Below are 25,634 nucleotides of genomic sequence, written 5' to 3'. Positions count from 1 at the left end.
TGCAACATGCCAAAAATCTACAGACACAGAACGCCGAAGGGAATCGCCACCTACTGTTCGGACCGCGTCTTGATAGCAGTAGTGACACGCAATATTGCACTTCACGCCTAGCGGTCGGACTTCGACTGGCATATTTGTCTCCTACACAAACCCCATCAACATAAATGGCTCGCCGCTCGATGCCTGTATGCGCAATGGTGCGGTGAGTCGGTTTTTGAAGCCGCGTCAGTTTTAAGGATCGCCAGGCGCGACCCTATTCGTGGCCCGGGACGAGCTCCAATTGGACGCTGGATAGATTTTCAATCAGCGCCAACATACACAGCTCTTCTAGCTTCTCCAACGTCAGGATCCAGCCGCTGCATACAAACGCCCTCTGGCTCAGCCCGAAGCTGAAACTGCAACGGAAGCCTTGCCCAGCCCGCCGCGCTGCATAACTTCGACGATGATGGGCACTGGAGTCATCAGGTGGTTGCGCATCATTGCGGTTGCACGAACGGTATCGCGGGCGAGGATGGCTTCGACCAGCGCGGCATGTTCCTCGCGCTTGAGCTTCAGGGCTTCGTCAGAAAAAACCGTTTGTGTCAGCCACAGGTGGCGGTAGCGCTCGGCTTGGTCAAACAGGTAGGTACGCGCCTGGAGTAAATGCTTGGAGCCGCAGCCAGCCGCAATGGCACTGTGGAAAGACTTGTGCCGCTCATCCCAGACGTCGAGCACCTGCTCGCGGGTTTTCACGTCCATCACCTTAGATAGCGTATGGGACTGCGCGAGTATCTGAGCTTCCCAGGCGTCGTCGCCGCGTTCGATGGCCAGGCCGACAATCATGGCCTCCAAGTTGGCGCGGGCATCATAGATGTCCTGCATTTCCTGCAGTGACATGGGCGCTACGCGGTAGCCTTTCTGGCTGATTACCACCACCAGGTGTTCAGCAACCAGTTGTGACAAAGCTTCTCGCAGCGGGCCTACACCAAGGTCATAACGCTCCTTCAGACCGCTCATGAGGAGCTTCTCTCCAGGCTTGAAAATTCCACGGATGATGTCCCGCTTAAGTCGCTCATACCCGCTGAATAGAGAGTTCTGCCTTGGGGTGAGGCTATCCAATGTACTGCTCCTCAACTCGTCAAAGTCGCCATTATACCTAAACATCTACTGGCCGAAAAATATCAGACAATGATCTATTTTGTCGCTTCTTTTGAAAAATGTAGACATTTTAAATTAATGGCGATATTTTCTCCTTTAGCTGACCCACATCAATACGGGAAAGCGCTTTTCACCCACTTTGCCAGGAGCCGCCATGAACGCCTTTACTCAGATTCAGGACCTTGTGATGCCGCTGCCGTCGGAAAGCAAGGGCTTCACCCTCGCCCCTTCCAAGCAGTCACCTCGCCTGCTTGAGCTGACCTTCGCCAAGGAAACCGTCGACGCGTTCGTTAGTGCTGTTGCCGAGTGGCCGGTACAGGCACTGGAGTACAAGTCGTTCCTGCGCTTTCGCGTCGGTCAGATCCTTGACGATCTGTGCGAAGGTACTCTGCGCCCGGTTCTGATCAACACCATCCTGGACCGCGCCACCGGCGGCATGCTGATCACCCCTGAAGGCCTGTGCGACGTGACCCAGGCGGATGACATGGTCAAGTTCTCTTCGGCAGTGGCTCATCTAATCGGTCGCTCCAACTTTGATGCCATGAGCGGCCAGTTCTACGCGCGCTTCGCAGTGGTCAACACCGACAATTCCGACAGCTATCTGCGCCAGCCACACCGTGTGATGGAACTGCATAACGACGGCACCTTTGTCCAGGAGCGCACCGACTACGTGCTTATGATGAAGATCGACGAGCAGAACATGGAAGGCGGCAACACCCTGCTGCTGCACCTGGACGACTGGGAAGACCTGACCCACTACTGCACGCACCCGCTGGCCCGCCGTGAAATGCGCTTCACCGCGCCACCGAGCAAGAACGTGCGTGAAGACGTGTTCCACGCGGTGTTCGACAACGACGCTGAAGGCCGCCCGACCATGCGCTATATCGACCAGTTCGTGCAGCCCAAGGACTTCGAGGAAGGCATCTGGCTGACCGCCATGAGCGAATCCCTGGAAGGCAGCCAGAAAAAGGTGTCTGTGCCGGTGCCAGTCGGTAGCTTCGTCCTGGTCAACAACATGTTCTGGCTGCACGGCCGTGACCGCTTCACCGCCCACCCGGGTCTGCGTCGTGAGCTGATGCGCCAGCGTGGCTACATCAGCTACCAAAAAACCATGTACCAGCGCGGCCAGTAAGGTTTGCCAACAGCTGAAATGACGAGGGCCACCACGTGCGGTCCTCGTCATGCCTCAAACAAAACGTAATTCAGGTGGGTGCAAGCTAATGGCTGCGTACGACTTCATTATCATCGGTGGCGGCATTGTGGGCATGTCCACGGCCATGCAACTGACCCAGGTTTACCCGGACGCAAAGATCCTCCTGCTGGAAAAAGAGTCCGGCCCGGCCAGGCACCAGACTGGCCATAACAGTGGCGTGATCCATGCCGGCGTTTACTACACCCCCGGCAGCCTGAAGGCACGTTTCTGCCTGGAAGGAAACAAGGCGACCAAGGCCTTCTGCGACAAGCACAGTATCCGTTACGACGAGTGCGGCAAGCTGTTGGTAGCCACCAATGAGCTAGAAATGCAGCGTATGAGCGCGTTGTGGGACCGTACCGAAGCCAACGGTCTCAAGCGCGAGTGGTTGTCGGCCTCCGAGCTGCGCGAGCGCGAGCCGAACATCATCGGTCTGGGCGGTATCTTCGTGCCGTCCAGCGGCATCGTGAACTACGCACAAGTCACCGTAGCCATGGGCCGCGAATTCGAAGACGCCGGTGGCGAAATCCGCTACAACAGCGAAGTGGTCGCCATCGACGAGCGTCCCGATGAAGTTGTGGTGCGCACCGGCAATCAGGAGCACCACGGGCGTTTCCTGATCACCTGCTCGGGCCTGATGGCCGACCGCGTCGTGCGCATGCTCGGGATCAAGCCGAACTTCATCATCTGCCCGTTCCGTGGCGAGTACTACCTGCTGCCCAAGCAACACAACCAGATCGTCAATCACTTGATCTACCCGATCCCGGATCCGTCCATGCCATTCCTCGGCGTGCACCTGACCCGCATGATCGACGGTACCGTCACTGTCGGCCCCAACGCTGTGTTGGCGATGAAGCGTGAAGGTTATCGCAAGACCGATATCTCGCTGTCCGACATGTTCGAAACCCTGACCACTCCGGGGATTCTCAAGGTGCTGATGAAGAACCTGCGCCCCGGCCTGATCGAGATGAAAAACTCGCTGTTCAAGGGTGGTTACCTGAAAGAAGTTCAGAAGTATTGCCCAACCATCACCAAGAGCGATCTCACCGCCTACCCGGCCGGTGTGCGCGCCCAGGCTGTCTCGCTGGACGGAAAGCTGATCGACGACTTCCTGTTCATCAACACCGCCCGCAGCGTTAGCGTTTGCAACGCCCCATCGCCCGCGGCGACGTCGGCCATCCCGATCGGTGCGTACATCGTCGACAAGGTCCGCGAGCAGTTAGCAAGCACCGGCGTCAGTTTCGTCAAACCGTTCAACTCCGTTCGGGCTGCATCCACTGCAACCTGAGGCTGCGTGCCCAAGATGGGCGCCGCCGAGACACCCTCGTGTCATCGAAACTTTTTCCTGTATCCATGAGTGCTAATCAATGAACAATAATAAATTGTCACTTGCCGAAAAAGACGTACAACACCAACTTCACCCCTACACCGATGCCCGTGTGCACGAGGAAGTCGGCCCGCTAATCATCGAGCGTGGCGAGGGCATCTATGTCTATGACGACCAGGGAAAACCCTACATTGAGGCCATGTCCGGCCTGTGGAGCGCAGCCCTGGGTTTCAGTAACGAACGCCTGATCAAGGCCGCAGAGAGTCAACTACGCAAGCTGCCCTTCTACCACCTGTTCGGCCACAAGGCGCACGCCCCCAGCATCGAACTGGCAGACAAACTGATCGAGCTGGCGCCGGTGCCGATGAGCAAGGTTTTTTTCACCAACTCAGGCTCCGAAGCCAACGACACCGTGGTCAAATTGATCTGGTATCGCAATAACGTGTTGGGCAAACCAGCCAAAAAGAAATTCATCAGTCGCATCAATGGTTACCACGGCATCACCATTGTCAGCGCCAGTCTTACTGGTCTGCCAGCCAACCAGCGCGGTTTCGATGTGCCGCTGCCAGGGTTCTACCATGTCGGCAACCCGCATCACTATCGCCATGCGCTGGCCGGCGAGAGCCAGGAGCAGTTCGCCGATCGCCTCGCCGCAGAACTGGAAAACCTGATTCTGCGCGAAGGGCCCGAAACCATCGCCGCTTTTTACGGCGAACCGCTGATGGGCGCGGGTGGAGTGATTGTTCCACCGCGCACCTACTGGGATAAAATTCAGGCAGTCTGCCGCAAGTACGACGTACTGGTGGTCGCGGATGAAGTGATCTGTGGCTTCGGCCGTACCGGCAACATGTTCGGCAGCGAGACCTTCGGCATTCGCCCGGACGTGATGGTGCTGTCAAAGCAGCTTTCCTCGTCCTATCAGCCGATCTCGGCGATTCTGATTAACGACGAGCTCTATCAAGGCATCGCAGACCAGAGCCATGCCTTGGGCACCCTGGGCCACGGTTTTACCGCCGGCGGCCATCCGGTCGCTGCCGCCGTAGCACTGGAAAACATCAAGATCATTGAAGAGGACAACTTGGTGCAGCATGCCGCCGCCATGGGCAAGATCCTCCAGGACGGGCTGAACCAATTCGCCGATCACCCGTTGGTGGGCGAAGTGCGTGGGCAGGGCCTGATCGCCGCCGTGGAGTTGGTCGCCGACCGTGCAAGCAAAGCCCCATTTGAGGTAACAGGTAAGCTCGGTCGCTACCTGGCCGGTCGCGCTCAGGAGCACGGCATGATCACTCGCAATATGGGCGATGCTATTGCCTTCTGCCCGCCGCTGATTTCCAGCGAATCCGAGATCCGCTTGATCCTCGAGCGTTTTGCCCGCTCGCTGGAGGATACCCAACGCTGGTTCAACGCTAGCCGCTAGGTCGCCAGCGATCCCTGAGGGAGTTCTTCGCGTATAAAAAAGCCGCTCGTTTATAGTAAGCAAGCGGCTTTGCGGACAGGGCAGAGAGTAATCAACCGGACGCTGTGCCCGTTCACTCAATGACAAAAGATAGGCCCCCCCACAGCAATTATTCGGCGCCCCGCTTCTCTTAACATCATGACTCTTCATACAAAAATAAAGAGAAGAGCCATGGCCGAGGCCGAATTGACCCAGTTGGCGAGATATCACTAACCCGCTCAGACTCCTCGCGAACCACTACCTTTGCTGGATTTGTGTTGATTTGAAGGTGGGTTAGTCTCGCGTCAGCACGTGGGTCAATTCAGCATTGGCGTCAACAATAATTTCCAGCAATCGACGCTCGAACCGTCTGGTCATGTAAGACCCGTCCCGGGCAGCTTCGGCTCAGATTTCGTTGACGGGCACCCAGATCAAAGCGCCAGTCGGCTACCGCTGCGGCGACAAATTACCCCTTCGATCCTGCTAACGATCTATATCTACAGCTATCTCAACCGCATCAAGGCCGGCGCAGCGTACTTCGCCTACGGGGCATCGAAGGACTCTATAGATCTCCGAAATCACCTGCATCGTTGCGTCTTCGATCGTTCCTTCATTACGGCATAAAACCCAGCCGTTATCTGAAATCGCTCGCTCGAACGCCTTGGTACAAGTGACATGCTCTTCCAGCTTATGGATCACAGTACTGCTCAGCCCACGCCGTCGTGCTGCTGCCCTCTCCCATGAAATATCAGGGGCGGTGACAACCCCGACATGCAAGTCTGGCACTCGCACGTTTCGATCAATGTTCAACTGTAGAATCTCTGCAAACGGGATTATCCGGCGAAACGCGGCATCAGACGGGTACCAGCGATCGATCAAGATGATGCTGCCTGGTGGCTGTTTAGCCAGCACGTGCTGGGAAATCCAGGTACGGCTATCAGCAAAGCGCTCACAAACCCCCAACTCCAAATCCCGGGTGGGATTTCTGACGAGCTTGTTAACGAGGGCCATTGTTTCACCCCTGTAGGGATCACTTTTTTTCTCGCAAAGTCGGATCACCTTTTTGTTGTCTGCCCTCAGTACTTTCGTAACGGCCTCCAACAGTGTGGTTTTGCCGGTTCCCTTGGGCCCATCTAGAGAAACAAACAGCGGACGATTCATTTTTCACATAACGATTGGTATACGGTTTTTTTGCCCGGTTCGTTCGCTGGAACCGCTTGGCGCGACTACGCGAATCGAATGGAGGGACCTTATGAACAGATATTGATGAACACTCTAACCTGATTTCTGGCTAACAGGTCTCAAAAACCAGGGTTACATTAGCGTTGATCACCAGCAAAAAAATCCTCAGGATTATCGACATCCAAGTCTTTCAATTTCAAGTATTCAACTAAGCGGAAGTCAGCAGGAACCCGGCGATCGCCCCCTCGCCCTTCATATAAATACTCAGTGCGGCTGAGTATTTATATCCGTAATTAGCAATAACTAAATTTCGATTTCAGGTTGTCGGCGAATTAAGCCGAGGTACTGACCATCGAACCCGTGGTGCTGCTGCCTTCGTCCTGCAACGCCTGCAACAACGACGCTGTGGCGGTCTGCAACGACCCCGAGGTGGTCGCGATCTGCGATTGTGCTGCCGCTACGTCTGCGGCTTTGGCATCGGCGCTTTCCTGCTTGGCCTGAGCCGCTTGCAGTTGCTGCTGTTGTTCCTGCAGTTGCTTTTGCAGCTCGGCGATCTGCTTGCGCAGCTCTTTCACTGTATCGGATTCAGTACTGCTGCTCGAACTGCTGCCACCGGCAGCAGGCGCTGCACCGCCAGCGGATGTCTTGGTGGTATCGCCGGATGCACTGGTAGTTGCGGTAGCAGACGTGGTATCGCCGCTGCTGTCGGTGATCGTGGTTTTGCTCAAAGGCGTCGAAAGGGTCTGGTTGATCGAAACAGCGGTGATGCTAACCATGGGACTTATCCTGTTTGGGTTTAGGTTAAATCCATCATCGACATCGTTTAGCTGGACTTGAGATCGACTGTGTACCTGTTTGGTAAGCAAGCTGGTACACAGTTCTGTGCCCTTTGCGCTTAGGCGCGTCGTGTCTTCAGGACGCAGACGGATTCATGCGACTATCCGTTTGGCCTGCAATGACAACTCATGCAGGCTGGCCAACCGTTGCATGATGCGTTCGACCACTTCTACCCTCGCTATCGCACCATTTTGAAGCTCGCCCATTGAGTGCAACGCGACCTCGGCCTTTTCCAGGCCCAACCGTGTCGACCCCGCCAAATGTTCGATACCTAGGCGCGCATTCTCGGCAGACTGTTCCAGGCCCGTGGCGATTTGTCGGATCTGTGCACTGGAATCAGCGGCCTGGCGAGACAGATTGCGCACCTCGTCCGCCACCACTGCAAAACCTCGACCATGACTGCCCGCCCTTGCGGCCTCGATGGCGGCATTTAATGCCAGCAGATTGGTCTGCCGGGCAATGTCCTGAATGCTACCGACAATGGCGCCGATTCGTACCGACTGACTGCTCAGCTCGTTGAACACCTGATCGAGACCCTGCATATAGAGATTCAGATCCCCGAGCACGCTCGCCGAAGACTGTATGCTTTGCGCACTCGACTTCACCCGTTCGCCGGCAGCCCGTGCCAACTGATCGGCGAAGCGCATGTCCTCCTCAGTCTGCAGCACCGCTTGGGTCAACTGCTCCAGGGTCGCCTGCACTTGTGCACCCGGCCACACAGGGTTGGGCATCTGAGCGTGTTCCTGCACAACGGCGACGGGAGCACTGAGTACCGGAACCTCCAGTTCGCGCTTCGGCGGCTCCTGTCGCACAACAGCAGGTTGCCTATGATAAAGCGCGGCGGCGAGCAGCAGTGCCAGGGTTATTCCACCGGCCAGCAGCAGGCGCCCGCTATCACCCCAGGCCAACACCACAGCGCCCACGCCTGCAACCATCAACAGCAAACCTGCCCAGACTTTACGTGCTCTATGAGCCTCCATGCCGATCACAGCAGCGTTCAGGTATAACTGAAGATCAGCCGGTTTATCGATAACCTCATGTACGTCAATATTGCGCATGGCATCCGTCTCTCATTATTTTTTTTAGAACGGCGGACGATAAGTCCATCGTTTTTTTGAGGCCATGTGAGGCTATGGAGACGAAACAAAACGCAATATCCGACCTGTGCAGATACCTATCCGTTTTGTGCAGAAGTGGCGTCATGGTGCCCGAGGTAGGCAAGACCTGACCCGGGCAAGGGGCCGACAAACGTTTTCAGCAGCTATTTGGACCACCCCCCTCAGACCTTACCGACGACGAAAAACGCCAGGGCTCTCCCCGGTCCATTGCTTGAACGCTCGATGGAACGCGCTGGGTTCACGGAACCCCGCCTCGTGAGCAATTTCGGCGATGCTCATGGACGTCGTTCGCAATCGTTCGAAGGCGATGGAACGACGCATTTCGTCCTTGATCTGTTGGTAGGTAAAACCTTCACGCTCTAAAGCACGCCGCAGGCTGCTGAGGTTAATCGCAAACTCTGCGGCAAGCTGCTCAAGCGTTGGCCAGTGATCGTAGCCGCAGGATTTCAAGCGTTGATGAATTCGGGCGCTGTATCCCTCTCTGTTACGAAAGCGGATAAACACCGACTGCGGAGCGTTACGTAAAAAGGTGTACAGCGATTGTCGGTCCTGGATGACCGGAAGCTTCAAACATTCCGGGTCCAGTTCGATTTCCGTGATACTCGCGTCAAACTCCACGTAAGCACCCCACAGCAAGTGCTCATCACCGTGCCCAGGCAACGAATGTTCGAATTGCACTCGACTGATGGGCATACGCCTGCCAGCCAGCCAGCACATCAGCCCAATGATCAGAACCATGAAGGTCTCAATCACGATGGCCCGTAAATGCTCATCCTTGCTGGTACAACGCATGACCACCACCCTGCGTTTACCGCGGGCCTGTACTTCACATTCAATGTCACGCAGGAACAGTTTGAAGTAGTCGAGCGACTGCTTTAGCGCCTTCTCCACCGTAGGGACCTGGATCAATCCTCGGCAGATCAGGGCGAAACTGCCCAAGGGCATGCCATGGGAGTCCAAGCCAAAAAACTCGTCGTCAAGCTCCTTCACCACGGCCAGCCAAAGCGCGGCGAAGTTTGTCGCGGCTACCCGTTCAGGTAGTTCATCCACTGAGCGCTCCGCAAACCCTGCTTGCTCTAAAAGACGACCCGTCTCCACCGGCCGGCCACTAAATTGATAGAGCAGCGCCTTGGCGAAGTAGGAAGAAACGGAGTGTTTTTCGTTCATGGATCCTGGGTTGCCTATGGCAAAAAATAGCAGCTTTGCTGAGCGGTTATGGCATAGGCCCGGCGCCTGCTCGCCCCTTAGACTGTCCACCTGATCAGCATTATCCCAGATGTCGGCTGCGGCGCCATTACCTGAATTCGGTAAGGCCGCTGGAAAGCCCGTCATCCAGACGAGGACACCCTCCATGAACACCCCTGATATTTACGTTGTCGGTGCCGCACGCACTGCAATCGGCACCTTTGGCGGATCGCTAAAAGACGTGCCGATGGCCGATCTGGCAACCACGGCCGTCAAGGCTGCCTTGCAACGCAGTGGCGTCGACCCGGCGCAGGTGGAACATGTCGTAATGGGCAATGTCATTCCGACCGAACCGCAGGATGCCTACATCTCCAGAGTCGCGGCGATGAACGCGGGTATCCCGAAAGAAACGCCCGCCTATAACGTCAACCGCCTGTGCGGCTCCGGTTTGCAAGCGATCATCTCGGCTGCACAAACCTTGCTGCTGGGCGACGCTGAGATCGCCATTGGCGCGGGTGTCGAGGCCATGAGTCGTGGTCCGTACATCCTGCCCGCCGCTCGCTGGGGCGCCCGCATGGGGAACACCCAGGCGATTGACTACATGCTTGGTATTCTGCACGACCCCTTCCAGGGTATTCACATGGGCATCACCGCCGAGAATATTGCCGTACGCAATGGCATTAGTCGCGAGATGCAGGATGCCCTGGCCATGGAAGACCAGACCCGGGCGTTTCGTGCCATTGAGGAAGGTCGCTTTATCGAGCAAATCGCTGCCGTTGAAATTCGCAGCCGAAAAGGCACCCAACTGTTCAATATCGACGAGCACCCCCGTGCTACCTCTCTGGAACAACTGGCGCAAATGAAGCCGGCCTTCAAGAAGGACGGATCGGTGACCGCTGGCAATGCATCCGGCCTCAATGACGGTGCAGCCGCGTTGGTGATGGCCACCGGTGCCGCAGTCAAAGCCAATAACCTGCGTCCCCTCGCCCGTTTGGTCGCTTATGCCCATGCGGGTGTCGAGCCCGAATTGATGGGCCTCGGTCCGATCCCGGCCACACGTCTTGCGCTCAAGCGTGCGGGTCTGACGGTCGCTGATCTGGACGTTATCGAAGCCAATATCGCATTCGCTGCGCAGGCGTGTGCGGTGACTCAGGAATTGAATCTGGATCCGGCCAAGGTCAACCCGAACGGTTCGGGCATTGCCCTTGGCCACCCGGTCGGGGCTACCGGCGCGATCATTGCGACCAAAGCTATCCATGAACTGCACCGCATCGGCGGGCGCTATGCGCTGGTGACCATGTGCATTGGTGGCGGTCAAGGCATCGCTGCTATTTTCGAACGCGTTTGAGGGGTTGTAAGTGAGTATTCAAAAGCTAGCAGTCATTGGCGCAGGCACCATGGGCAACGGGATTGCCCAGGTGTGTGCACTTGCCGGAATAAACGTGACATTGATTGATATTTCCGATGAGGCGCTCGCAAAAGGTCTGTCGGCGCTGACGGCGAATCTTGATCGCCAGCTACGCAAAGAAACGATTACAGCGGCGGAGAAGCAAGGTGCTCTCGCCCGGATATCCCTCAGCACCGACTACGCGGCGCTGAATGGAGCCGAGCTGGTCATCGAAGCGGCAACCGAGAATCTGGAGCTTAAAAAACGCATTCTCAAACGAATCGATGACACCGTGAGTGATGACTGCGTTATCGCAACGAACACGTCATCGCTGTCGATTACCGAATTGGCGGCAGTGGTCAATCACCCTGCTCGCTTCATTGGTCTGCACTTCTTCAACCCTGTCCCGATGATGGCATTGCTGGAAGTCATCCGCGGTTTGCAAACGTCGGATGCCACCCACGCCTTGGCGCTGAAACTCGCCGACCACATTGGCAAGAGTGCAGTCACGGCTCGCAACAGCCCGGGCTTCGTGGTCAATCGCATTCTGTGCCCTATGATCAACGAAGCGATTTTCGTTTTGCAGGAAGGCCTGGCCAACGCCAAGGACATCGATACCGGCATGCAACTAGGCTGCAATCACCCTATCGGCCCGCTTGCGCTGGCGGATCTGATTGGCCTGGATACCATGTTGGCCATCATGGAGAGCTTCCATGATGGCTTCAATGACCCGAAATACCGTCCGTCCCAATTGCTCAAAGAAATGGTCGCGGCAGGTTATCTGGGCCGCAAAAGCGGGCGCGGCTTCCATGTCTATACCTGAACGCTGCTCACGCTTCGCTCAGAGCCGTGACAAGGCACTGGATCTGTTTGCCAGAAAGGGATTCGGGCAGGTTGGCATGCGCGAGCTGGCAACCTATCTCGGGCTTACACCTGGCTCGCTTTACCACCATTACCCAAGCAAACAGCATTTGCTCCTCGACTTGATCGAGGAGCTTTACGAAGAACTGCTGACCACTGTACGTCTGATAGAGCAAAGCCCCGATAACGGGGTGAACACCTTGCAAGTCATTATCCGGGCGCACCTGAATCTGTACCGGGAAATGCCGTTGCACTTTCGCCTGGCTGAACGCGACAGTTGTTGCCTGAACGAAGAACAACAATTGCGTGTCAGCCATTTGCGCGAACAATATGAGCGCCAACTGCTCGTGGCACTGGGGTATAGAACACTGTTGACCCCGCATCGGCTTCAGGCCGCCGGGCACGCCATTGCCTCGTTACTCAGCAGCGCGCCCTCCTGGTTGGCACAGCGCACCCTTGACGATCAGGACCGCGACGAACTGATGGAAGACTTGATGATGGGGGCGATTGAGCGGCTGCTTGCTACACGTCACTCAAGAACGCATGGTCTTCAGGCATCGGTAGCCTGAAGACCAGGCATCGCACACTCATGATTCAACGTCATGGTGCTGATCAGCCTCCAGTAACTGAAACCGAGCGCGGTAGGCTCCTGGCGTGAATCCCACTCGCTCACGAAACAGGCGCGAAAAAGAGCTGATGTCACTATATCCAACGTAGTGGGCGATTTGCTCAGTGCTCAGGTCACCAGCCTCCAGCAACGCGCGCGCCGTGTCGATGCGCAAGTTCTGCAAATAGGTTAGCGGTGACTGCTCAAGCACCCTATTGAAACGGCGTATCAAGGTTCGCTCGCTGACGGCCAACCTCTGTGCCAGATCCGTCATACGTACCTGTTCCGCCAAGTGATCCTGAAGCCACTTCTGTGCGCGTTGAATCAAGGGATCGTTGTGTGTCTTGTCGGCAATAAGCGGTTGCAGTGGCGTCTGCGTCGTTTGGGTCAAATCGATCAGCATGCTGCGAGCGCATTGCATGGCGATGGCCTTTCCCGCAAATTTGTTGAGCACGTGAACAGCTTGCAATAGAAACGTGGCATGTGCGCTACCACATACCAGACGCTCAGACTCAGTCACCATCGGGCGCATTTGCAGATCGACCTGCGGAAATCGCTCGCGGAAATGCCCCTCCAGCCACCAGGTGGTTGTCGCCATTTTGTTATCGAGCAGCCCCGTATCGGCGAGCAGAAAGGTGCCCGTGCAATTCGCACAAAGCCATGCGCCTTGCTTCCATTGCTTAATCAACCAGGCACGTACGGCCAGCTGATTTTCCAGGAAGTTCTCGAAATGTTCCCAGCCTCGATAATGCACGCTGGGAATAAAGACCAGATCGTAATACCGGTTTTCCGGCAGGGGGCGCATGGCAAGTTCAAGTCCGTTGCTGGCACGCACAGGTAGCCCGTTCTGCGAAATGAAATGCCATTCAAACAGCCCGGTCGATGGCATCCCTTGCTTTGACATATGCGCATTGGCGACCTGAAGCATGTCAGCAAAACCTCCAATTACGGAGGCATAGGAATCATCAAATCCCAGAATCGCAGCGGTAGGCATGGCGGAACCTTTTTAAGTCGACTTGGCGATATTCGCATAATTACTGTCATTTTTGCCTATTACACCATCACCTGAGGCTCTTTATATTTATCGCAAGGTTTGTTCCCAATCTGCATAAGAGATCACTGATGACAAATGCTTCTGACGCGCCCGCCAACTCGACGATTACTCGCTACCAGGACAGCCTGTACCACGACCTGAATACGCCGGAGGAAATCCTGGCCATTCGGCAGGAGGTTCGCCGTTTTGCCGATGAGCATGTTGCACCCGTAGCGTATGCAATTGGCCACACCGAGGAGTCTGTCGCGGCCTTCCCTCGTGACTTGTTCGCCAAGATGGCCAAAGCTGGCCTGTTCCGGATTCCCTTTGCGGCCGATGTTGGCGGACGCGGGCTCAAGTACCCCGCCACCGCCACCGCAGTGATGATCGAAGAGCTGGCCTACCATTCAAATTCGGTAGCCGCCATCGTTGATGTGCACTGCATTCTCGCAGGCAATGCGCTTAAACACGGGTCAGACCTGATCAAGCAACGCTATCTCAGGCCCCTGCTCAGCGGTGAACAGATCGGCAGCTTCGCCACTACCGAACCGGATGCCAGTACCGACCTTAGCATCGACGCCATGCGCACCCTCGCCACGCGTACCGAGGGTGGCTACATCGTCAATGGCCGTAAGCGCTACATCACAAACGCCCCGGTCGCCAATTTTGTTGTGCTGCTCTGTGTAGACGGAGAGCGCATGACCGAGCTAGTGGTCGAATTGAATTGGCCGGGTGTTCGGGTCGGCGAACCTGACAAGAAAATGGGCAATAACGGCCAACTGACGGCTGATATCTACTTCGATAACGTCAAGGTGCCCGTGGAGAACGTTGTTGGCCAACCGGGTCAAGGGCTCAAGATCGCCTTGCAAACGCTGACTTATGGACGGGTTGGCATCGCTGCGAGTGGCGCCGGCATGGCCCAGGCGTTGTTTGACCACAGTGCCGCGCGTCTCAAGACCCGCAGGGCTTTCGGAAAAGCAATCGCGCAGTTCCAGCACTGGCAGTTCAAGATGGCTGAGCGTGCCACTGAAATCGAGAACGCCCGCAATCTGTATCTCAAAGCCGCGTTACACATGGACGAGGGACACACCTTCCCTGAGCCAGAGGCCGCAATGGCTAAATGGTATGGCACTAACCTCGCCGGTGAATTCGCCCGTGATGCCGTACAGATCTTTGGCGGATACGGCTTCATGCGCGAACTCGCAGCGGATGGTTCGCACTACCGCGTCGAGGAGATTTACCGCGACTGCAAAATCGCGGAAATCTATGAGGGCACCAATGAGATTCAAAAGCTGGTCATTGCGCGCGCCATCTTCGGTAAAGACATCACAGGCTGATTTGTCAGCACCGCCTCAATATAAGATTGCCGCATAAACGCGCAACTGTCTTAGAACTGCTCGGCCGCCAGACTAAAAAGTGAAGCACTGCCGGCACGGATGCTGGCTTCAAGCCCCAAGGTACGCGGCAACAAACGTGCGAAGAAAAACTCTGCAGTGGCCAGTTTTCCGCCATAGAAACCTTCGTCTTCGCTGAGTCTGGCCTGCGCTACCGATGCCATTCGTGCCCACATGAAGGCATAGGCAACGTAGCCAAATAGGTGGAGGTATTCCACCGAAGCCGCGCCGACTTCGTTCGCGTTCCGCTTGGCTTGGCTGAGCAACCAGTCACTCACGCGTTCCAGGCGGTCCAGAGCCTCCAGCAACTGATTGGTAAACGATAGGCTGCTGGCAGCAAAGGCACGTATGTCTTGAGCAAAAATCCGTAGTGCAGCGCCGCCGTTGCCGACGATTTTACGTCCCAGCAAATCCAGGGCCTGAATGCCGTTGGTGCCTTCATATATCTGCGCAATACGCACGTCACGGACCAACTGCTCTTGTCCCCACTCGCGAATATAGCCATGTCCACCCAGCACTTGCTGGCCGTGAATACAGCTCTCCAGGCCAGTGTCAGTAAAGAACGCCTTGGCCACCGGAGTCAGCAAGGCAGCCAGTGTTTCGCCCTTGTTTACCTCAGCAGCGTCGTCGCTGAACTTGGCGAGATCAAGTTGCTGACTGACGTAACACGCAAAGGCGCGACCCCCTTCTGTCATCGCCTTCATACTCAGCAACATACGGCGCACATCAGGGTGGACAATGATTGGATCAGCAAGCTTACTTGGCATCACCGGTCCGCTTGGCGCACGACTCTGAATACGTTCGCGGGCGTAACTCAGCGCAGTTTGGTAGGAAGCCTCTGCGCAACCTATCCCTTGAATGCCAATGCACAATCGCTCGTAGTTCATCATGGTGAACATCGCCGAGAGACCCTTGTTAGCGTCACCGATCAGGTACCCCTCGGCGCCGTCGAAGTTCATCACGCAAGTGGCGGAGGCATTAATACCCATTTTGTGTTCGATCGAACCGCAGCTAACTGCGTTGCGTACGCCTAAGCTACCGTCAGCATTAACCAGATACTTGGGCACCAGGAACAGTGAAATTCCCTTGGCCCCAGCGGGCGCGCCAGGCAGCTTGGCCAGCACCAGATGGATTATATTTTCAGTCAGATCCTGCTCGCCCCCGGTGATAAATATCTTGCTTCCGGTAATGCTGTAGCTGCCATCTTCCCGAGTTTTAGCAACGGTGCGAATCATGCCGAGATCGCTACCTGCATGAGCCTCGGTCAGACACATGGAGCCCGCCCAACGGCCTTCGTACATGGGCGGCAAATAGATGCTTTTGAGGGTGTCGCTAGCATGTGCGTCGATAGCCAGGCAGGCCCCGGAACTCAGTGCAGAGTACAAAGCGAAACTGGAATCGGCCGCGTAGAGCATTTCATCGAAGGCCACAGAAAGCATCTTGGGCATGCCCATACCGCCATAGGCGGGATTGCCTGACAACCCAACCCAACCACCCTCTATATAGGTGGCGTAAGCGTGTTTAAATCCAGACGGAGTTGTAACGGCACCCGCCTGCCACTTGACACCCTCCTCATCCCCGTGGCGGCTGAGCGGAGCGATGAGCTGACAGGTAACCTTCGCTGCCTCTTCAAGAATCGCGGCAGAGGTATCAATATCGACTGTTTCAGCCAGTGTTGGCAGGCGCGCCCAGAGACCAGGGGCATCGAACACTTCGTTCAGCACAAAGCGTAGATCTCGCAGCGGAGCATTATAGTGGGGCATCACATCTCGACTCAAACGGACACCCGCATGCAGCAGGTGTAAAAAATTCAAATAACGTTAGTCAGCGTATCGCGAAAGTTTTAAGTGCCGTGGCTCATTATGAAGTGTGTGATTAATACACTCACGATCAGGCGCCCTCACCTTTTCCATTCGAGGAATGGTGGTCTTTCGCCAAACCGCCGCAATGCGTTAAAACTGTTTTTTCATCTTTCCGACAACGTGCACACACAAGTCACTCTGAGGCATTACACGGCAAGCCAATACCGTGCCGGCGGCAAGTTCTTCTACGCTGACATGTGCGCGACTCATGGCCTTTACTTCAAAGGCGCCGTTGAGAATCTGGACTTTACAGATGCCACATCCACCGCCCCGGCATCCCAATGGAATGCCACGACGGCCAAGACGAGCCATTCCATGCAGAACCGACTCACGCTCATCACAGGCGTAATGCTCTCCGGTGTCTTCGATCAGTACTTGATATTCCATGGCCCGTTCTCACTCAGTGGAAGTGACTGTCGGCAAGAGTCCAAGAGCCTCTAAAGCGGCATTGGCACACACCTCGTCTTGTTCTTCAGTGCCCCCCGAGACCCCAATACCGCCCATGCAAATACCGCCCGCGATAATAGGAACGCCACCACCGAGCACAACAAGACGCGGACGGCTGGTGATACCAATGCGCAGTCGCTCATCGTCACCAATTTTCCCCATCCACTCCCTGGTCGCAAAACCAAAACTGGCGGACGTATAAGCCTTGTCGACGGCCAGTCCCTCTGAGTGTAGAAAAGCGCCACTCATACGCAGATAGGCGAGCGTATTGCCGTTACGATCGACCACTGCAGCGTTGATCTTGATCCCCAGCCGTTCGGCGCGGGTCAATGCCGACTCAACCGCAAGGGAAGCGCCCACCCAACTCAGAGTGGCGACTCCGTCGGTATAAAGCTCTTCAGTACTCATCCGCGAACTTCAAGCTTTGCAGCACGCGCACAGATTTCCTGTTCGCGTAAGACATCTGCGCCAATGCCGCCAATCGACCAGTCCTGTGGTTCAACCCGGATGCACCTACCCCGCACAACGTTCCGATCAACTGCTAATATTTCGACCAGCAAGGACGTAAACCCGGTCATTAACTTCTGACGCTCGTCCAATGGGCGTCCTTCGAGCACGATGAACTCGAAGTACGGCGCATGCAGTCGATGGGAACTTACACAGTCTCCGGCAACGGCAAACTCATCAGCTGTATGCAAGGTGATGATGGCCCGCACCCGCTCCATCGGTGACTGTAAAACCTTGCTGTAAAGACGCGAGGCATCCTGGAGCAAACGCGTTTTTTGCTCAGCAGAACAATACCCTTCAACGAGATGGAAATTCACTACCGGCATTTTTAAGGCCTCATACCTATTCTTATATTTATTTATTTTTTTATTCACTCGACCCAAAGCACATCAGGGCAAACCGCGACGTCGTCCAGAATCCAGCATCAACGTGGATCCGGTCATCGCGTCAGCCTCGGGCGCTAGCAACACACTAACGGCCCAAGCCACTTGCTCCGGCGTCGTGAAAGCACCGATGGAGGACTCACGACACATCTCCTGCAGAACAGTTTCAGTACTGACACCACGCTGCCTTCCCCGGTCTGCGGCCACTTTGTGCAGACGTTCCGTATCCGCAGGTCCCGGCGCAATAAGATGCGCCGTCACACCTCGCGAGCCATAAGCCAGACTGAGCTGACGTATCGCGTTCGCCAAGGCTGCGTTTGCAACGCCAGCGGAGGCCGCGTATGCCGTGGGTTCAAAACCGTAGTGTCCACCGATAGCGACGAGACGAGATCCTTTGACGAGACTCGCATCCACAGCACGGGTCAGGCGCAACAGACCGCCGACTTTAATATTGACAGCATCTGCCAGCGCAGACGTAGGGGCGTCAAGAACGCCGCCTACGACCGCCACGCCGGGGCCATGGACAATCATCCGTACCGGCCGATCCAGCACGTTTCGGATATGCGCAATGGACTCGTCGGCAGAAATGTCGGCAACGCAAGGGATGACCCCAGGGTGAATCCGGCTCAGCTCATCAATAGCCGCTGAACTGCGGGCCACTGCGACGACGTCCAATCCGTTGGCGCACAGACGCGCAACGATCTGTTTACCAAAGGCGCCAGTTGCACCCACCACCACCGCTAATTCATTACGTGAGTTCATCGTCCACCCGCCGTTAAGTTTCGGGTTCGGAGCATGCATCACATGCCCCGAAGTCTATTCAGGTGGGAAGAACGACGCCGCGGGCCTTGGCCATGGTCATTGCCGTGTCGAAGATCATGTCCTCTTGGCCACCGATCATTTTCTTGCGGCCCAACTCGACCAGAATGTCGCGCGCCGGGACGCCAAATTGCAGGCCTGCGCGCTTGGCATGCAGGAGGAATGTCGAGTAGACACCTGCATAGCCGAGCGTCAGCGACTCACGGTCAACCCGCACGATGTGCTCCATCATGGGTACGATGATGTCTTCTGCTACGTCCATCAGCTTGAACAGGTCCGTGCCGGTTTCGATGCCCATGCGTTCGCACACCGCGGCAAACACTTCCAGCGGCGTGTTGCCAGCACCGGCGCCCAAACCAGCCACGGAACCATCAATGCGGCTCGCGCCCGCTTCGATGGCGGCGATGGAGTTGGCCACGCCCATGCCCAGGTTGTGATGGCCGTGGAAACCGATCTCGGTCTCTGGATTGAGCACCTCACGCAGGGCACCAATACGTGCTTTTACATCGTCAGGCAGCATGTAGCCGGCAGAGTCGGTGACATACACCGTCTGCGCGCCGTAGGACTCCATCAGCTTGCCCTGCCTGGCGATGCCGGCAGCATCATTGAGGTGCGCCATCATCAAAAAGCCTGAGGTATCCATCCCCAGCTTGCGGGCATAGGCGATGTGCTGGGGCGAGGTGTCCGCCTCGGTGCAGTGGGTGGCCACATGCACGCTTCGCGCACCGCAGTCGAACGCCGAGTGCAGCTCCTTCATGGTGCCGAGCCCTGGAATGAGCAGGACTGATACTTTGGCCTGTTTCATCTTGGGTGCTACTGCGCTGATGTACTCCTCATTCGTATGAGGGGCAAAACCATGCTGCAGCGAATTGCCGCCCAGACCACCGCCATGGGTGACCTGAATGTAAGGCACGCCAGCGTCATCCAGCGCGGTAGCGACCTTGACCATCTGCTCGACACTGATCTGTTCACGCTTGGCGTGCATGCCGTCGCGCAAGCACATGTCGTGCAGGATTACCTTGCGGCCCTTGAGGCTGGAACGGGGGGACTGACTCATTACGCGACCTCCGAAGCTTTAAGCTGAATCTTGCCGGCGAGAATTTCCTCGGCAAACATCTCTGCAGTACGGGTAGCGGCCGCCGTCATGATGTCCAGATTGCCGGCATAGGTCGGCAGGTAGTCGCCCAGGCCCGCCACTTCCAGGAACACGGAGACTTTCTTGCCTTCAAAAACAGGTCCGTTGACCAGGCGGTAGCCCGGCACGTACTTCTGCACCTCGACGATCATCTTCAGAATCGACTCAGTGATTCGGGTTCTATCCGGCTCGTCATCCGTCAGGCAATAGATGGTGTTGCGCATCATCATCGGTGGGTCGGCCGGGTTGATAATGGCCAACGCCTTGCCCTTGCGAGCGCCACCGACTTTCACAATGGCGCTTGAGGTGGTGTTGGTAAATTCATCCAGGTTGGCACGGGTGCCCGGGCCAATCGACTTGGACGCCAGGCTGGCGACAATCTCGGCATACTCGACGCTCTGAATACGGGAGACGGCATTGACGATCGGGATAGTGGCCTGGCCAGCGCAGGAGATCATGTTGACGTTCATCTCCAGCTTCTCCGCGTGCTCTCGCAGGTTCACCGGTGGCACGCACAGCGGGCCGATAGCCGCTGGGGTAAGGTCAATCATCAGCACGCCAAGGGCGTTTAGCTTGCGGCTGTTTTCGGCATGGACATAGGCGCTGGTAGCGTCAAAAGCGATCTGAATGCCATCTTCAAGCACGTGCGGCAGAAGACCGTCCACGCCTTCATGGGTGGTTTTCAAACCCATGGCGCGAGCGCGCACCAAACCCTCGGATTCGGGGTCGATGCCGACCATCCAGACAGGTTCAAGCACTGGGCTGCGCAAGATTTTGTAGATCAGGTCAGTGCCGATGTTGCCTGAGCCTATGAGTGCACACTTGATCTTCTTCATTGAGATTGTTCCTTATTCTTCGCGGCGCGCTGTGCCATGTTCATACCGGCCACGTAAAACTCGTCGCTACCGTGCTCGGTAATGAGGATGCGCACTGTTTCTGGAGCACACTCCAGACTGTTGCAAACCGCCGTGGTGACGGCTGCTGCAACGCGGCTCTTCTGCTCAGCCGTGCGGCCTTCTACCATGTGCATTTCGATAATTGGCATGCTTGATTCTCTTCGTTTTTGTCGTTATTCAACGAAACGCATCGACACGGTACCCAGCTCCTGAAAGCGAGCCACAATGCTGTCGCCTGGTTTCACCGCAAGGGCCTCGGTGATGCCACCACTCATCACGAAGCTGCCGGCCGGCAGTATCTCGCCCATATCCGCCAGGATATTCACCAGCATGGCGATGGCTTCGGCCGGATGTCCCATGACTGCCGCAGAGGCACCCATAGCGACGATCTCGCCGTTTTTCTCCATCACCACGCCAAGGGTCTTGAGGTCCAGATCATCGACATAACGTGCACGTCCGCCTCCGACAAAGCGCGCGGAAGAACCGTTATCGGCGATCACACTGGCCAGATCGAACTTGAATCCGGAAAATCGCGAATCAATGATTTCGACCGCCGGGAGGACGTAGTCGGTCGCCGCCAAGACGTCCTGGGCGGTGCAACCAGGCCCCTGCAAGTCACTCTTCATAACAAAAGCCACTTCGCATTCAACCCGTGGATGCACCAGGTCTGAAGTGGAGATGGCCGAGCTCTCGGGGCGGGCCATGCGATCGGTCAAAAAGCCGATCGAGGGCACGTTGACACCCATCTGCTGCATCTTGGCTTTCGACGTCAGCCCGGCTTTCCAGCCCACCAGCTTGTGGCCTTTTTCGATGAAGCGACGACGAAGCTCGCTCTGCACGGCATAACCATCGGCGATGGTCATGTTCGGGTATTCGTCGGTCAGCTTGGGGATGGCATAGGCGCGGGTCTGCGCACCTTCTACCCGCTCGCACAGGCGAACGATGTCCTCACGCAACAGTGTCAGATTGCTACTCATACTGCGCTCCTCCCGGAAAACTTGACGCGACAGCTACCAAGACCGCCGACGGTACACACCAATTCATCCCCATCTATCACCGGTACCAGCGAAGACTGGGAACCCGAGAGGATCACCTCGCCTGCCTTGAACGGAATACCCAACGCACCCAGGGTATTGGCCAGCCAGGCCACAGCATTCGCCGGTGAACCTTGCACCGCAGCACCCACGCCGGTAGAGAACAACTCGCCGTTCTTCTCCAGCACCATGCCTGCCAGAGTGATATCTAGCTTGCGCGGATCGCCCTTGGTTTTACCCAGGACGAACACGCCGCAAGAGGCATTGTCCGCAACGGTGTCCTGGATCTTGATTTGCCAGTCGGTAATGCGTGAATCGACGATTTCGAAACAAGGCACCACGTAGTCCGTCGCACGGATCACGTCCATCGCGGTGATGCCTGGCCCCTTGAGGTCGTGCTTCAACACAAAGGCCAGCTCGGCTTCGGCTTTCGGCTGAATCAACTGGCTGAGGTCGATGGTGTCGCCCTCTTGAAAAACCATGGCCGACGTGAGCATGCCGAAGTCCGGCTGATAGACGCCGAGAAAGTCCTGCACAGGCTTGCTGGTCGCACCGATTTTCTTGCCGACTATGGTTTCACCCGCCGCCAGCCGCCGAGCGACAAAGCGCTCCTGGATACGGTAAGCATCCTCAAGGGTGATCTCTGGCTCACGGGTGAGCAGTGGCGCAACGGCGCGACGGGAGACGAAAGCTTGATAAAGCTCATCGCCGTAATGCTCGATCTTTTGCTTGTCCATAAGGGCCTCAGAGTTTCACGCAGATATTTCGGGTTTCGGTGTAGAACTCCAGCGAATGAACGCCGCCTTCACGACCGATGCCCGACTGTTTGGAACCGCCAAACGGGGTGCGCAAATCGCGCAGGAACCAGCTGTTGATCCAGGTGATGCCAACGTCGATCCGCGCCGCCATGCGGTGGGCACGAGATAAATTAGAGGTCCAGAGGGTGGTCGACAGGCCGTAATCGGTCGCGTTGGCTTTCTGCACAACTTCGTCCTCGCTGTCGAACGGCGAAATGTGGCAGCACGGTCCGAAAATTTCTTCTTGCACAACGGAGGCTGTTTCCGGCAGGCCGGTCCAGATAGTCGGCTGCACCCAGGCACCTTCGGCCAGATCCGCCGGCATATCAGGCACACCGCCACCGGTCACCAGGGTGGCGCCCTCCTCCACAGCCTTGCGGTAGTAAGACAACACCTTCTGCTTGTGCTCCTGGCTGATCAGCGGGCCGTAGTTGGCATGGTGATCATCAGGACGACCATATTTGACCGCCTCCGCCTTGACCTTCAGGGCCTGGACAAAACGCTCGAAAATCGGACGCTCGACATACACCCGCTCGGTGCCCAGGCAGACTTGGCCCGAGTTGAGGAATACCGAGCGTGAGAAGCTCTCAACCGCCGAATCAAAGTCGGCATCGGCAAACACGATGCCGGCGTTCTTGCCACCCAGTTCGAACGACACATCGCGCATGCCTTCGGAAGCGGCTTTCATGATGGCCGCGCCAGTGCGGGTCTCGCCGGTAAAGGTGATGGCATCGACGTGCGGGTGTTGGGTGACGAACTCGCCAGCGGAGTTAGGCCCGAACCCGTTCACTACGTTGTAGACCCCCTTGGGGATGCCCACTGCGTTCATCACTTCACCCAGCAGTGCCGCCGTTTGTGGCGACTCTTCGGACGGTTTGACCACCACGGTATTACCGCAGGCCAGCGCCGGACCTACTTTCCAGGTCATCAGCATGAACGGGGCATTCCACGGACAGATCACGCCGATCACACCCTTGGGGCGACGAATCGAGTAGTTGAAGGCGCCGCGACCATCAGGCGTTTCCATCTGGAAGGATTCGCTGGCGACGTTCTTGATCACGTCGGCGAACACTTTGAAGTTGGCCGCCCCGCGCGGGATGAACACGTGCTTCATGACGTGCTCCGGCTGGCCGGTGTCGGACATCTCGGCCTCAACGAAGTCGTCGAAGCGGCGGGTGATTTCGTTAGCTACGCCGTAGAGCAACTCAATGCGTTGATCCGTGGTAAGACCACCCCACTCGCCCTGTAGGGCATTACGTGCAGCGCTGACGGCGGCATCTACCTCGCCGCGTCCGGCTTCACTGATCGAGCAAATAACCCTGTTATCGACCGGTGAACGCTTGTCGAAACGTTTGCCACTGGCAGCGCCGACAAACTCACCGGCGATGAAATTTTCAATCTGGCGCATGGAAGCTCCGGGGTGTTGTTCTGTATGACTACCCGCTGCACCTTGCCCAGGTTCAGCGGGTATTAGTCCCTGAAAGCGAGTCTAGAAAAGCCAGGCAATACCGGCTAATACTTTATTTTGCCAACTCTGATACCTACAGGGTATTGACACTGAGGTAACAAAATCAGCCCAGACAAGCTCCCTTAACTCACCTGTAGAGAGCGCTTGTCGGCGCGATCAGATAGCCTTGAACAAGGGACTGCGGACCTGCTGAGCATCCGCCGCCGAGATAAACTTCTCGGTATAGATGTCGCGCTCAAACAGGCGTCCCTGCATCAGCGTGCTGATGCAGGAGTCAATCATTAGAGGCGGACCGCACAGGTAAGCCTTGTGCCCCCTGAAATCATTTTTGAAGTGCGCCTTGGCGGCGTCATGCACAAAGCCACGGAACCCTTCCCAGCCAGAGTCCTCCGGCTCATGGGAGAGCGCGGGCACGTAGTTGAAGTTCGCGTATTGCTGAGCCATGGCGAGGAAATCGTCGTGGTAATACAGCTCGCCACGATGGCGTTGGCCATAGATGAGGGTGATCGGCAGTTCAAAGCCTTCCGCCAGCAAATCCAGAATCATTGAGCGCGGGCTGGAAAGCCCGGAACCGCCGCCCATGAAGATCACCGGCATATGCGCCGACTTCTTCACAAAGAAGCGACCGTAGGGGCCGGTGATGCCCATGCGCTCGCCGACCTTCACCTGCTCGTGCACATAACCCGTACCGCGACCGCCGGGCACGATACGAATATTCAGCTCGATCTCGCCGCCCTCAGTAGGCGCACTGGCAATCGAAAATGCCCGGCTGCCAATACCGTCAGGCAACTGCAGATTGATGTATTGACCGGCCTGGAAGCGCATTCCAGCCGGATCGTCGAGCTTGATCCATACACCCTTGATGGTGGGCGTCAGGGTTTCGATGCGGCTGACCGTACCGGGGAAGTCGCGTACCGGCAGATTCTCGGCATCCGGGTCTTCATCGATTTCCGCCTCAATCACCAGGTCGCTCTCGGCGGTAGCGCAGCAGGCCAGGCACTTCTTCTCTTCGCGCTCAAAATCCATCAGGGCAAAGCTGGAGGCCTCGCCATGCTCAATCTCGCCATCCACCACCTGAATCTTGCAGGTCGCGCACAGGCCGTGGCAGCAGGCGTGAGGCAGGTAGATGCCGGCCCGCAGAGCCGCATCGAGAATGGTCTGACCTTCTTCGATCTCGATGGTCTGACCCAGTGGTTCAATCGTCAGCTCGTAACTCATAGCCCGTCCCCTTCTCAGCTAACTGCGCAAATAGTGTTGAGGCCCGGCGTACTGAACCGCAGCTGATGTTTGTGGCCGATAGCATTTTCGGCCAGGCTGAGATCGAAGTCGGGCACCCAAGGCCGGTTGCCCTTGAGCCACTGAACAGAGCGCCAGTCGATTGCTGCGGTGTCCGGATCCGCTTGCAGCAGCGGCTCGAGGGCGACCTGAATCAACTCGGCGAAGGTCGTCTGCGGCGGCAGACAAAGCAGGAACGGGGCAGCAAAAAGCAGATGGTGATCCCAACTGACGTACACCAGCTGTTTGCCGTTGAAATTCTCAACGCGATCACGGGCAACGCCTACGTACTCTTTAAGGGCTACTACAGGCATTT

26 protein-coding genes are annotated in these 25,634 nt (G+C 56.7%); 7 read left to right on the top strand and 19 right to left on the bottom strand.

Annotation, left to right across the window (positions count from 1 at the left end; all coding sequences use genetic code 11):
* Nucleotides 1–378: 378 nt before the first annotated feature.
* Nucleotides 379–1,098, bottom strand: a complete 720-nt coding sequence (gene csiR / locus AC1MEA_RS20760) for a DNA-binding transcriptional regulator CsiR (protein ID WP_257604301.1) — start codon at nt 1,096–1,098, stop codon at nt 379–381.
* A gap of 193 nt (nt 1,099–1,291) precedes the next feature.
* Here csiR and glaH point away from each other — a divergent pair, with 193 nt between their 5' ends.
* The 3 genes from glaH to AC1MEA_RS20745 all read left to right on the top strand — a co-directional run bounded on the left by glaH (nt 1,292) and on the right by AC1MEA_RS20745 (nt 5,073).
* On the top strand, nt 1,292–2,269 hold the full coding sequence (gene glaH, locus AC1MEA_RS20755; RefSeq protein ID WP_480417227.1) for a glutarate dioxygenase GlaH: 978 nt from the start codon (nt 1,292–1,294) through the stop codon (nt 2,267–2,269).
* Between the two features lie 88 nt (nt 2,270–2,357).
* Nucleotides 2,358–3,617: an L-2-hydroxyglutarate oxidase gene (gene lhgO / locus AC1MEA_RS20750; RefSeq protein ID WP_449636854.1), complete on the top strand. Its 1,260-nt coding sequence runs from the start codon at nt 2,358–2,360 to the stop codon at nt 3,615–3,617.
* A 79-nt stretch (nt 3,618–3,696) separates the two neighbouring features.
* Nucleotides 3,697–5,073, top strand: a complete 1,377-nt coding sequence (locus tag AC1MEA_RS20745; RefSeq protein WP_449636855.1) for an aspartate aminotransferase family protein — start codon at nt 3,697–3,699, stop codon at nt 5,071–5,073.
* A 501-nt stretch (nt 5,074–5,574) separates the two neighbouring features.
* On the opposite strand, the gene AC1MEA_RS20740 is transcribed toward AC1MEA_RS20745, so the two are convergent.
* The 4 genes from AC1MEA_RS20740 to AC1MEA_RS20725 all read right to left on the bottom strand — a co-directional run bounded on the left by AC1MEA_RS20740 (nt 5,575) and on the right by AC1MEA_RS20725 (nt 9,395).
* Complete coding sequence (locus AC1MEA_RS20740) at nt 5,575–6,252, bottom strand: dTMP kinase (RefSeq protein WP_480417226.1); 678 nt, start codon at nt 6,250–6,252, stop codon at nt 5,575–5,577.
* Nucleotides 6,253–6,605: 353 nt separating this feature from the next.
* Nucleotides 6,606–7,049 (bottom strand): hypothetical protein, encoded by a 444-nt coding sequence (locus AC1MEA_RS20735; protein WP_219061773.1) that lies wholly within the window; start codon nt 7,047–7,049, stop codon nt 6,606–6,608.
* Nucleotides 7,050–7,202: 153 nt separating this feature from the next.
* On the bottom strand, nt 7,203–7,652 hold the full coding sequence (locus AC1MEA_RS20730) for a methyl-accepting chemotaxis protein (protein WP_480918181.1): 450 nt from the start codon (nt 7,650–7,652) through the stop codon (nt 7,203–7,205).
* Between the two features lie 744 nt (nt 7,653–8,396).
* Nucleotides 8,397–9,395: an AraC family transcriptional regulator gene (locus AC1MEA_RS20725; protein WP_449636139.1), complete on the bottom strand. Its 999-nt coding sequence runs from the start codon at nt 9,393–9,395 to the stop codon at nt 8,397–8,399.
* A 184-nt stretch (nt 9,396–9,579) separates the two neighbouring features.
* On the opposite strand from AC1MEA_RS20725, the gene AC1MEA_RS20720 reads away from it, so the two are divergent.
* The 3 genes from AC1MEA_RS20720 to AC1MEA_RS20710 are packed head-to-tail and all read left to right on the top strand — an operon-like array spanning nt 9,580 to nt 12,230.
* Nucleotides 9,580–10,761, top strand: a complete 1,182-nt coding sequence (locus tag AC1MEA_RS20720; RefSeq protein WP_480417225.1) for an acetyl-CoA C-acyltransferase family protein — start codon at nt 9,580–9,582, stop codon at nt 10,759–10,761.
* Between the two features lie 10 nt (nt 10,762–10,771).
* Nucleotides 10,772–11,623 (top strand): 3-hydroxybutyryl-CoA dehydrogenase, encoded by an 852-nt coding sequence (locus AC1MEA_RS20715; RefSeq protein ID WP_480417224.1) that lies wholly within the window; start codon nt 10,772–10,774, stop codon nt 11,621–11,623.
* Nucleotides 11,610–12,230: a TetR/AcrR family transcriptional regulator gene (locus AC1MEA_RS20710; protein ID WP_480417223.1), complete on the top strand. Its 621-nt coding sequence runs from the start codon at nt 11,610–11,612 to the stop codon at nt 12,228–12,230. Before AC1MEA_RS20715 ends, AC1MEA_RS20710 begins: the two co-directional genes overlap by 14 nt.
* Before the next feature lie 18 nt (nt 12,231–12,248).
* Here AC1MEA_RS20710 and AC1MEA_RS20705 read toward each other — a convergent pair whose 3' ends face one another.
* Nucleotides 12,249–13,262 (bottom strand): GlxA family transcriptional regulator, encoded by a 1,014-nt coding sequence (locus tag AC1MEA_RS20705; protein WP_480417222.1) that lies wholly within the window; start codon nt 13,260–13,262, stop codon nt 12,249–12,251.
* A 128-nt stretch (nt 13,263–13,390) separates the two neighbouring features.
* On the opposite strand from AC1MEA_RS20705, the gene AC1MEA_RS20700 reads away from it, so the two are divergent.
* The gene (locus AC1MEA_RS20700; RefSeq protein WP_480417221.1) at nt 13,391–14,638 is read left to right on the top strand and encodes an acyl-CoA dehydrogenase family protein; all 1,248 of its coding nucleotides are present in this window, start codon (nt 13,391–13,393) and stop codon (nt 14,636–14,638) included.
* 50 nt (nt 14,639–14,688) lie between these two features.
* Here AC1MEA_RS20700 and AC1MEA_RS20695 read toward each other — a convergent pair whose 3' ends face one another.
* The 13 genes from AC1MEA_RS20695 to AC1MEA_RS20635 all read right to left on the bottom strand — a co-directional run bounded on the left by AC1MEA_RS20695 (nt 14,689) and on the right by AC1MEA_RS20635 (nt 25,632).
* Nucleotides 14,689–16,458, bottom strand: a complete 1,770-nt coding sequence (locus AC1MEA_RS20695; protein WP_480417220.1) for an acyl-CoA dehydrogenase C-terminal domain-containing protein — start codon at nt 16,456–16,458, stop codon at nt 14,689–14,691.
* 189 nt (nt 16,459–16,647) lie between these two features.
* Nucleotides 16,648–16,944, bottom strand: a complete 297-nt coding sequence (locus tag AC1MEA_RS20690; protein WP_219061769.1) for a 2Fe-2S iron-sulfur cluster-binding protein — start codon at nt 16,942–16,944, stop codon at nt 16,648–16,650.
* A gap of 9 nt (nt 16,945–16,953) precedes the next feature.
* The gene (locus tag AC1MEA_RS20685) at nt 16,954–17,412 is read right to left on the bottom strand and encodes a GlcG/HbpS family heme-binding protein (RefSeq protein WP_480417219.1); all 459 of its coding nucleotides are present in this window, start codon (nt 17,410–17,412) and stop codon (nt 16,954–16,956) included.
* A complete protein-coding gene (locus tag AC1MEA_RS20680) occupies nt 17,409–17,837 on the bottom strand; it encodes a tautomerase family protein (RefSeq protein WP_219062031.1) in 429 nt (142 codons plus the stop codon). Before AC1MEA_RS20680 ends, AC1MEA_RS20685 begins: the two co-directional genes overlap by 4 nt.
* 63 nt (nt 17,838–17,900) lie before the next feature.
* On the bottom strand, nt 17,901–18,656 hold the full coding sequence (locus AC1MEA_RS20675; protein ID WP_449636145.1) for an SDR family oxidoreductase: 756 nt from the start codon (nt 18,654–18,656) through the stop codon (nt 17,901–17,903).
* 58 nt (nt 18,657–18,714) lie between these two features.
* Nucleotides 18,715–19,770: a 4-hydroxy-2-oxovalerate aldolase gene (gene dmpG / locus AC1MEA_RS20670; RefSeq protein WP_219061767.1), complete on the bottom strand. Its 1,056-nt coding sequence runs from the start codon at nt 19,768–19,770 to the stop codon at nt 18,715–18,717.
* Nucleotides 19,770–20,684 carry an acetaldehyde dehydrogenase (acetylating) gene (locus tag AC1MEA_RS20665; RefSeq protein WP_219061766.1) on the bottom strand — a complete coding sequence of 305 codons (915 nt, stop codon included), beginning with the start codon at nt 20,682–20,684 and terminating at the stop codon, nt 19,770–19,772. The genes dmpG and AC1MEA_RS20665 overlap by 1 nt, the downstream gene beginning before the upstream one ends.
* A complete protein-coding gene (locus AC1MEA_RS20660) occupies nt 20,681–20,893 on the bottom strand; it encodes a tautomerase family protein (RefSeq protein ID WP_322179314.1) in 213 nt (70 codons plus the stop codon). The genes AC1MEA_RS20665 and AC1MEA_RS20660 overlap by 4 nt, the downstream gene beginning before the upstream one ends.
* A gap of 24 nt (nt 20,894–20,917) precedes the next feature.
* Complete coding sequence (gene dmpH / locus AC1MEA_RS20655; RefSeq protein ID WP_449636147.1) at nt 20,918–21,721, bottom strand: 2-oxo-3-hexenedioate decarboxylase; 804 nt, start codon at nt 21,719–21,721, stop codon at nt 20,918–20,920.
* A complete protein-coding gene (gene dmpE, locus AC1MEA_RS20650; protein ID WP_449636148.1) occupies nt 21,718–22,515 on the bottom strand; it encodes a 2-oxopent-4-enoate hydratase in 798 nt (265 codons plus the stop codon). Before dmpE ends, dmpH begins: the two co-directional genes overlap by 4 nt.
* Before the next feature lie 7 nt (nt 22,516–22,522).
* A complete protein-coding gene (locus tag AC1MEA_RS20645) occupies nt 22,523–23,983 on the bottom strand; it encodes a 2-hydroxymuconic semialdehyde dehydrogenase (RefSeq protein ID WP_480417218.1) in 1,461 nt (486 codons plus the stop codon).
* A gap of 216 nt (nt 23,984–24,199) precedes the next feature.
* Complete coding sequence (locus AC1MEA_RS20640) at nt 24,200–25,261, bottom strand: 2Fe-2S iron-sulfur cluster-binding protein (RefSeq protein ID WP_480417217.1); 1,062 nt, start codon at nt 25,259–25,261, stop codon at nt 24,200–24,202.
* A 14-nt stretch (nt 25,262–25,275) separates the two neighbouring features.
* Nucleotides 25,276–25,632, bottom strand: a complete 357-nt coding sequence (locus AC1MEA_RS20635; protein ID WP_219061760.1) for a phenol hydroxylase subunit P4 — start codon at nt 25,630–25,632, stop codon at nt 25,276–25,278.
* Nucleotides 25,633–25,634: the final 2 nt, after the last annotated feature.

It is taken from the genome of Pseudomonas sp. ASL8 (genome assembly GCF_056680355.1).
This window is presented reverse-complemented; position numbering and strand designations above follow the sequence as displayed.